Below are 6,170 nucleotides of genomic sequence, written 5' to 3'. Positions count from 1 at the left end.
TGGCCGGCCTGTCCGCGCGCCACTGCGGGGGGGGGCGCGCCCCCCGGGCGCACTGCCCCGCGGGGCGCTAGCGCGCGGGTTGCGGGGGGGGGCGCGGGGTGCCGCCCCGCCCCACGGCCGCCGCCGCGACGGGGGCCGCACCGGTCAGGCCGGTGATCAGCAGCCCCGCCGCGGCGGCGGCCGCGAGAAGACGGTGTCTTTTCAGGAGTGTTCCCGGGAGGAGTGGTCTCACTGGAAGGTCACCGGCACATAGAGGTCGTAGCCGCGGTTGTTGGTGTCGAAGTGGTCGGCGCGCGTGACGATCGCGCATCTGACGCCGGCCTGGCCGCAGGTGACGCCGGTGGCGATGTTCGGGTTGACGTGGATCTGTACGGAGAAGTTGCCGACGCCGCCCGCCTCGTCGTACGGCGAGGAGTTGTTCGGCGACATCCAGTAGAAGTCGCTGTTGATCCAGTGCGAGGCACCGGTGGTGCCGGCCTCGTCCTGACCGCCGAGACACGGGGTGGGCTTGGTGGTGAACGTGGCCGGGTTGTTGGTGTCGACGCCGTCCGGGATCACGCAGAGGCTGACGTATATCCCCTTGTCGGCGTTGTAGCCGCTGCCGGTGACCGTGACGTTCTCGCCCGCGGCGGCCAGTGTGCCGGGTGCGGTGAGCGAGAGGTTGTACGTCGTGCTGCCGACGGTGGTCGAACGCCCCGCGGTCGCGGCGGAGGCGGAGGCCGCCAGACCGACGGTGAGGGCGGCGGTGGAGAGGCCGACGACGGCGGTACGGGCAAGGAGAGCGGTTGGACGCATGAAGACAGTGCCTTTCCACGTGGAGAGTGAACTTAGGTAAGGCAAACCTAAGTACAATCGGGCGGAGCGTCAACACCGCCGCCCCCCGCACTTCCTGACGCCGCGCCACCCCCTCCGCCCCGCCCCGCCCGCATCTCCACCCCTGCTCCGGCCCTCGCAGCGCCGCCCCCACCTCCGCCTCCACCCCGCCCGGGAACGCCGAAAGGGGGGGGGGGCGCCCCCCCCAAAACAGCCCGCCCCCACCCGCCCCCCACCGCGGCGCCCCCGCACACCCCACCCCCCGCCCCCCCCTCCCGCCCCCCACCCACCACCCGCCCCCCCCCCCCTATCCACAGGCTGCTCCGAGGAGCCACCAGGTCGGACCGGACCGCGAGGCCCGATCAGATCAGCAATTACTTGTTGATCTTGGTGACCTGGCCGGCGCCGACGGTCCGGCCACCCTCACGGATGGCGAACTTGAGGCCCTCCTCCATGGCGACGGGCTGGATCAGCTCGACCGTCATGACGGTGTTGTCGCCCGGCATGACCATCTCGGTGCCCTCGGGGAGGGTCACGACGCCGGTCACGTCCGTGGTACGGAAGTAGAACTGCGGGCGGTAGTTGTTGAAGAAGGGGGTGTGACGGCCACCCTCGTCCTTCGACAGGATGTAGGCCTGGGCCTCGAAGCTGGTGTGCGGCGTGACCGAACCCGGCTTGATGATGACCTGGCCGCGCTCGACGTCCTCGCGCTTGATGCCACGGAGAAGCAGACCGACGTTCTCACCGGCCTGGCCCTCGTCGAGCAGCTTGCGGAACATCTCGATGCCGGTGACCGTGGTGGTGGTCTTCTCGGTCTTGATACCGACGATGTCGACGGTCTCGTTGACCTTGAGGACACCACGCTCGATACGACCGGTGACGACGGTGCCACGACCGGTGATCGTGAAGACGTCCTCGATCGGCATCAGGAACGGCTTGTCGACGTCGCGCTCGGGCTGCGGGATCGACTCGTCGACGGCCTTCATCAGGTCGAGGACGGTCTTGCCCCACTCGGCGTCGCCCTCAAGGGCCTTGAGCGCGGAGACCTTGACGACCGGCAGGTCGTCGCCCGGGAACTCGTACTCGGAGAGCAGCTCACGGACCTCGAGCTCGACGAGCTCAAGGATCTCCTCGTCGTCCACCATGTCGGCCTTGTTCAGGGCGACGACGATGTACGGCACGCCGACCTGGCGGGCCAGGAGCACGTGCTCCTTGGTCTGCGGCATCGGGCCGTCGGTGGCGGCGACCACGAGGATGGCGCCGTCCATCTGCGCCGCACCCGTGATCATGTTCTTGATGTAGTCCGCGTGACCGGGGCAGTCGACGTGCGCGTAGTGACGCGACTCCGTCTGGTACTCGACGTGCGCGATCGAGATCGTGATACCGCGCTGGCGCTCCTCGGGAGCCTTGTCGATCTGGTCGAAGGCCGAGGCCTCGTTCAGGTCCGGGTACGCGTCATGCAGCACCTTGGTAATGGCGGCCGTGAGGGTCGTCTTACCGTGGTCGATGTGACCGATGGTGCCGATGTTGACGTGCGGCTTAGTCCGCTCGAACTTCGCCTTCGCCACTGGGGTCCTCCTGGAGTGGTTCTGTACGCCTTACTCATCGGCGCCAGGTGATCTTTGCTGGGATGCCGGGGCCCGGAACCCCCCGCCGCATGGGCTGCGGCGGGGAACCCCAGGGCTTGCCGGTGACAAGCCTAAAGCGTTGACTCGGTCGAGTTACTCGCCCTTGGCCTTCGCGATGATCTCCTCGGCGACGTTCCGGGGAACCTCGGCGTAGGAGTCGAACTGCATCGAGTAGCTTGCGCGACCCGAGGTCTTGCTGCGGAGGTCTCCGACGTAGCCGAACATCTCCGACAGCGGCACCAGACCCTTGACGACCTTGGCGTTCGCCCGGTCCTCCATGGACTGGATCTGTCCACGACGGGAGTTGATGTCGCCGATCACGTCGCCCATGTAGTCCTCGGGCGTGGTGACCTCGACGGACATCATCGGCTCGAGAAGGACGGGAGACGCCTTGCGGGCGGCTTCCTTGAACGCCTGCGAACCGGCGATCTTGAAGGCCAGCTCGGAGGAGTCGACCTCGTGGTAGCCACCGTCGAGCAGCGTGAGGCGCACGCCGGTCATCTCGTAACCGGCGAGGATGCCGAACTGCATGGCCTCCTGCGCGCCCGCGTCCACCGAAGGGATGTACTCCTTCGGGATACGCCCACCGGTGACCTTGTTCACGAACTCGTACGGAACGTCGCCGTCCGTAATGGGCTCGACCATGATCTGCACCTTGGCGAACTGCCCGGTGCCACCGGTCTGCTTCTTGTGCGTGTAGTCCACGCGCTCGACGGTCTTGCGGATCGTCTCACGGTAGGCGACCTGCGGCTTGCCGACGTTCGCCTCGACGCGGAACTCGCGCCGCATGCGGTCGACCAGCACCTCAAGGTGGAGCTCGCCCATACCGCCGATGACGGTCTGGCCGGTCTCCTCGTTGCTGTGCACCTGGAAGGAGGGGTCCTCCTCCGCGAGCCGCTGGATGGCCACACCCAGCTTCTCCTGGTCACCCTTGGACTTGGGCTCGATCGCGACCTCGATCACCGGCGCCGGGAAGTCCATGGACTCCAGGATCACCGGGCTCTTCTCGTCGCACAGCGTCTCACCGGTGGTGGTCTGCTTCAGGCCCATGACGGCGACGATGTCGCCGGCGCCCACCGACTCGATCTCCTCACGCTTGTTCGCGTGCATACGGTAGATCTTGCCGATGCGCTCCTTGCGGCCCTTCACCGAGTTCAGCACCGCGGTGCCGGACTCCAGCTTGCCGGAGTACACCCGGACGAAGGTGAGCTTGCCGAGGTGCGGGTCGCTCATGATCTTGAACGCCAGCGCCGACAGCGGCTCGTCCACGGAGGGCTTGCGCGCGACGACCTTCTCCGGGTCCTTCACGTCGTGGCCCTCGATGGCCTCGACGTCCAGGGGGGTCGGGAGGTAGCGCACGACCGCGTCGAGCAGGGGCTGGACGCCCTTGTTCTTGAACGCGGTGCCGCAGAAGACGGGGGTGATGGTGGTGCCGTCGGACTTGCCGGAGGCGATGGTGATACGACGGATCGCCGCGTAGAGCTGCTCCACGGTGGGCTCGACGCCCTCCAGGTACAGCTCCATCAGCTCGTCGTCGTTCTCCGAGACGACCTCGAGCAGCTTGCCGCGCCACTCCTCGGCCGCCTCGGTGTGCGTCGCCGGGATGTCGACGATGTCGTACATCTCGCCCTTGGCCGCCTCGGCGGACCAGACGAAAGCCTTCATCGTGACAAGGTCGACGACGCCCTTGAAGTCGGCCTCGGCACCGATCGGGAGCTGCATGACGATCGGAACCGCGCCGAGGCGGTCCTCGATCATCTCGACGCAGCGGTGGAACTCCGCGCCGGTCCGGTCGAGCTTGTTGACGAAGCAGATGCGGGGCACGCCGTAGCGGTCGGCCTGGCGCCATACGGTCTCGGACTGCGGTTCCACACCGGCGACACCGTCGAACACGGTGACGGCACCGTCGAGGACGCGGAGCGAACGCTCCACCTCGACCGTGAAGTCCACGTGACCCGGGGTGTCGATGATGTTGATGGTGTGGTCGACGTCCTCGAGCGGCCAGTGACAGGTCGTCGCGGCGGACGTGATGGTGATGCCGCGCTCCTGCTCCTGCTCCATCCAGTCCATCGTGGCAGCGCCGTCGTGGACCTCACCGATCTTGTAGCTCACACCGGTGTAGAACAGGATGCGCTCGGTGGTCGTCGTCTTGCCCGCGTCGATGTGGGCCATGATCCCGATGTTGCGGACCTTGGCCAGGTCAAGCGAAGTGGTGGCCATAAGGCTCAATCTTCTCTCGGTCTCGATGTGGGGAGCGACTACCAGCGGTAGTGCGCGAAGGCCTTGTTGGACTCGGCCATCTTGTGCGTGTCCTCGCGCTTCTTGACCGAGGCGCCGAGACCGTTGGAGGCGTCGAGCAGCTCGTTCATGAGGCGTTCGGTCATCGTCTTCTCGCGACGGGCGCGGGAGTAACCCACGACCCAGCGCAGGGCGAGGGTGGCGGCGCGACCGGGCTTGACCTCGATCGGCACCTGGTAGGTGGCGCCACCGACACGGCGGGACTTGACCTCAAGCGTGGGCTTGACGTTCTCAAGCGCGCGCTTCAGCGTGATGACCGGGTCGTTGCCGGTCTTCTCACGGAGGCCTTCCATGGCGCCGTACACGATCCGCTCGGCGGTGGAACGCTTGCCGTTGAGCAGAAGCTTGTTGATCAGCGAGGTGACAAGAGGAGAACCGTAGACCGGGTCGATGATGACCGGGCGCTTCGGGGCGGGGCCCTTACGAGGCATTCTTACTTCTCCTTCTTGGCGCCGTAGCGGCTGCGGGCCTGCTTGCGGTTCTTGACACCCTGAGTGTCGAGGGAACCGCGGATGATCTTGTAACGAACACCCGGCAGGTCCTTCACACGGCCACCGCGCACGAGCACGATCGAGTGCTCCTGCAGGTTGTGTCCCTCACCCGGAATGTAGGCCGTGACCTCGATGCCGGAGGTCAGACGCACACGCGCGACCTTACGGAGGGCCGAGTTCGGCTTCTTCGGGGTGGTCGTGAAGACACGCGTGCAGACGCCGCGACGCTGAGGGGATCCCTCAAGAGCGGGCGTCTTGTTCTTCTCGACCTTGTCCTGCCGGCCCTTCCGGACCAGCTGCTGGATCGTAGGCACTACTTCTCCGGTTTCTGTGTGCCGTTAGTGGAACTAACCTGGAACACCACCGACCCACGCGGTCGGGTGTGTCGAATACTGCAAAGCCCTCGCCGAGAGCGAGGAAGGCGCAGATTGCGGTGGCCCGTACTCGAACTCCTCGTGCGGCTGAGGACACGCACAGGAGCCCAGGCACACCCCAGGCACAAGGTCTGAGCGTACCTACCTCATCGACTCCGGTCAAAACAAATGCCCACGCACGGGAGACGCCCGGGAGAGCCCACGCGACCTGGCCTGATTCAGCCATCCGGACGGGCCGGGGAAGGATCGTCGGGATCACGCTCCCGCGACCGCCCCGAGGGCTCCTCCGGGGACGGCTCCCGCGAACGGGACGGTTCCCCGTCCGAAGCGCGCCGTATCCGCCTGCCCAGGCTACGGGGAGAGCCGAGCCGGGGAATCGTGGGCACCCGTGAGCTGGGGTTCTTCGGTACGAGACCGGCGGTGGCGGGGCGGGAGGCGTCGGTACGGGGCGACGGGGGCGCGGCCGGGTCCGGGGCGGCGTCCGCGCCCGGGTCCGGGCCCGGGTCCGGGTCCGGGTCCGGGTCCGGGTCCGGGTCCGGGTCCGGGTCCGGGTCCGGGTCCGGGTC

General features: G+C 67.3%; 5 protein-coding genes and 1 pseudogene. All 6 read right to left on the bottom strand.

Features of this window, described 5'->3' with window-relative positions; translation table 11 throughout:
• Positions 1-228: 228 nt before the first annotated feature.
• Positions 229-795, bottom strand: coding sequence for a hypothetical protein (locus ACFXPK_RS29670; RefSeq protein WP_385080174.1), 567 nt, complete (start codon positions 793-795; stop codon positions 229-231).
• A gap of 392 nt (positions 796-1,187) precedes the next feature.
• Entirely contained in the window at positions 1,188-2,381 is a 1,194-nt protein-coding gene (gene tuf / locus ACFXPK_RS29665; RefSeq protein WP_129770864.1) for an elongation factor Tu, read from the bottom strand.
• Between the two features lie 153 nt (positions 2,382-2,534).
• Positions 2,535-4,661, bottom strand: coding sequence for an elongation factor G (fusA, locus tag ACFXPK_RS29660; RefSeq protein ID WP_385080172.1), 2,127 nt, complete (start codon positions 4,659-4,661; stop codon positions 2,535-2,537).
• A 38-nt stretch (positions 4,662-4,699) separates the two neighbouring features.
• On the bottom strand, positions 4,700-5,170 hold the full coding sequence (gene rpsG / locus ACFXPK_RS29655) for a 30S ribosomal protein S7 (RefSeq protein WP_030351427.1): 471 nt from the start codon (positions 5,168-5,170) through the stop codon (positions 4,700-4,702).
• 2 nt (positions 5,171-5,172) lie between these two features.
• Positions 5,173-5,544, bottom strand: coding sequence for a 30S ribosomal protein S12 (gene rpsL, locus ACFXPK_RS29650; protein WP_003948652.1), 372 nt, complete (start codon positions 5,542-5,544; stop codon positions 5,173-5,175).
• Between the two features lie 278 nt (positions 5,545-5,822).
• A pseudogene (locus tag ACFXPK_RS29645) lies at positions 5,823-6,170 on the bottom strand (hypothetical protein); the annotation flags it as partial.

It is taken from the genome of Streptomyces sp. NPDC059142, from assembly GCF_042755665.1.
Classification (GTDB): Bacteria; Actinomycetota; Actinomycetes; order Streptomycetales; family Streptomycetaceae; genus Streptomyces.
This window is presented reverse-complemented; position numbering and strand designations above follow the sequence as displayed.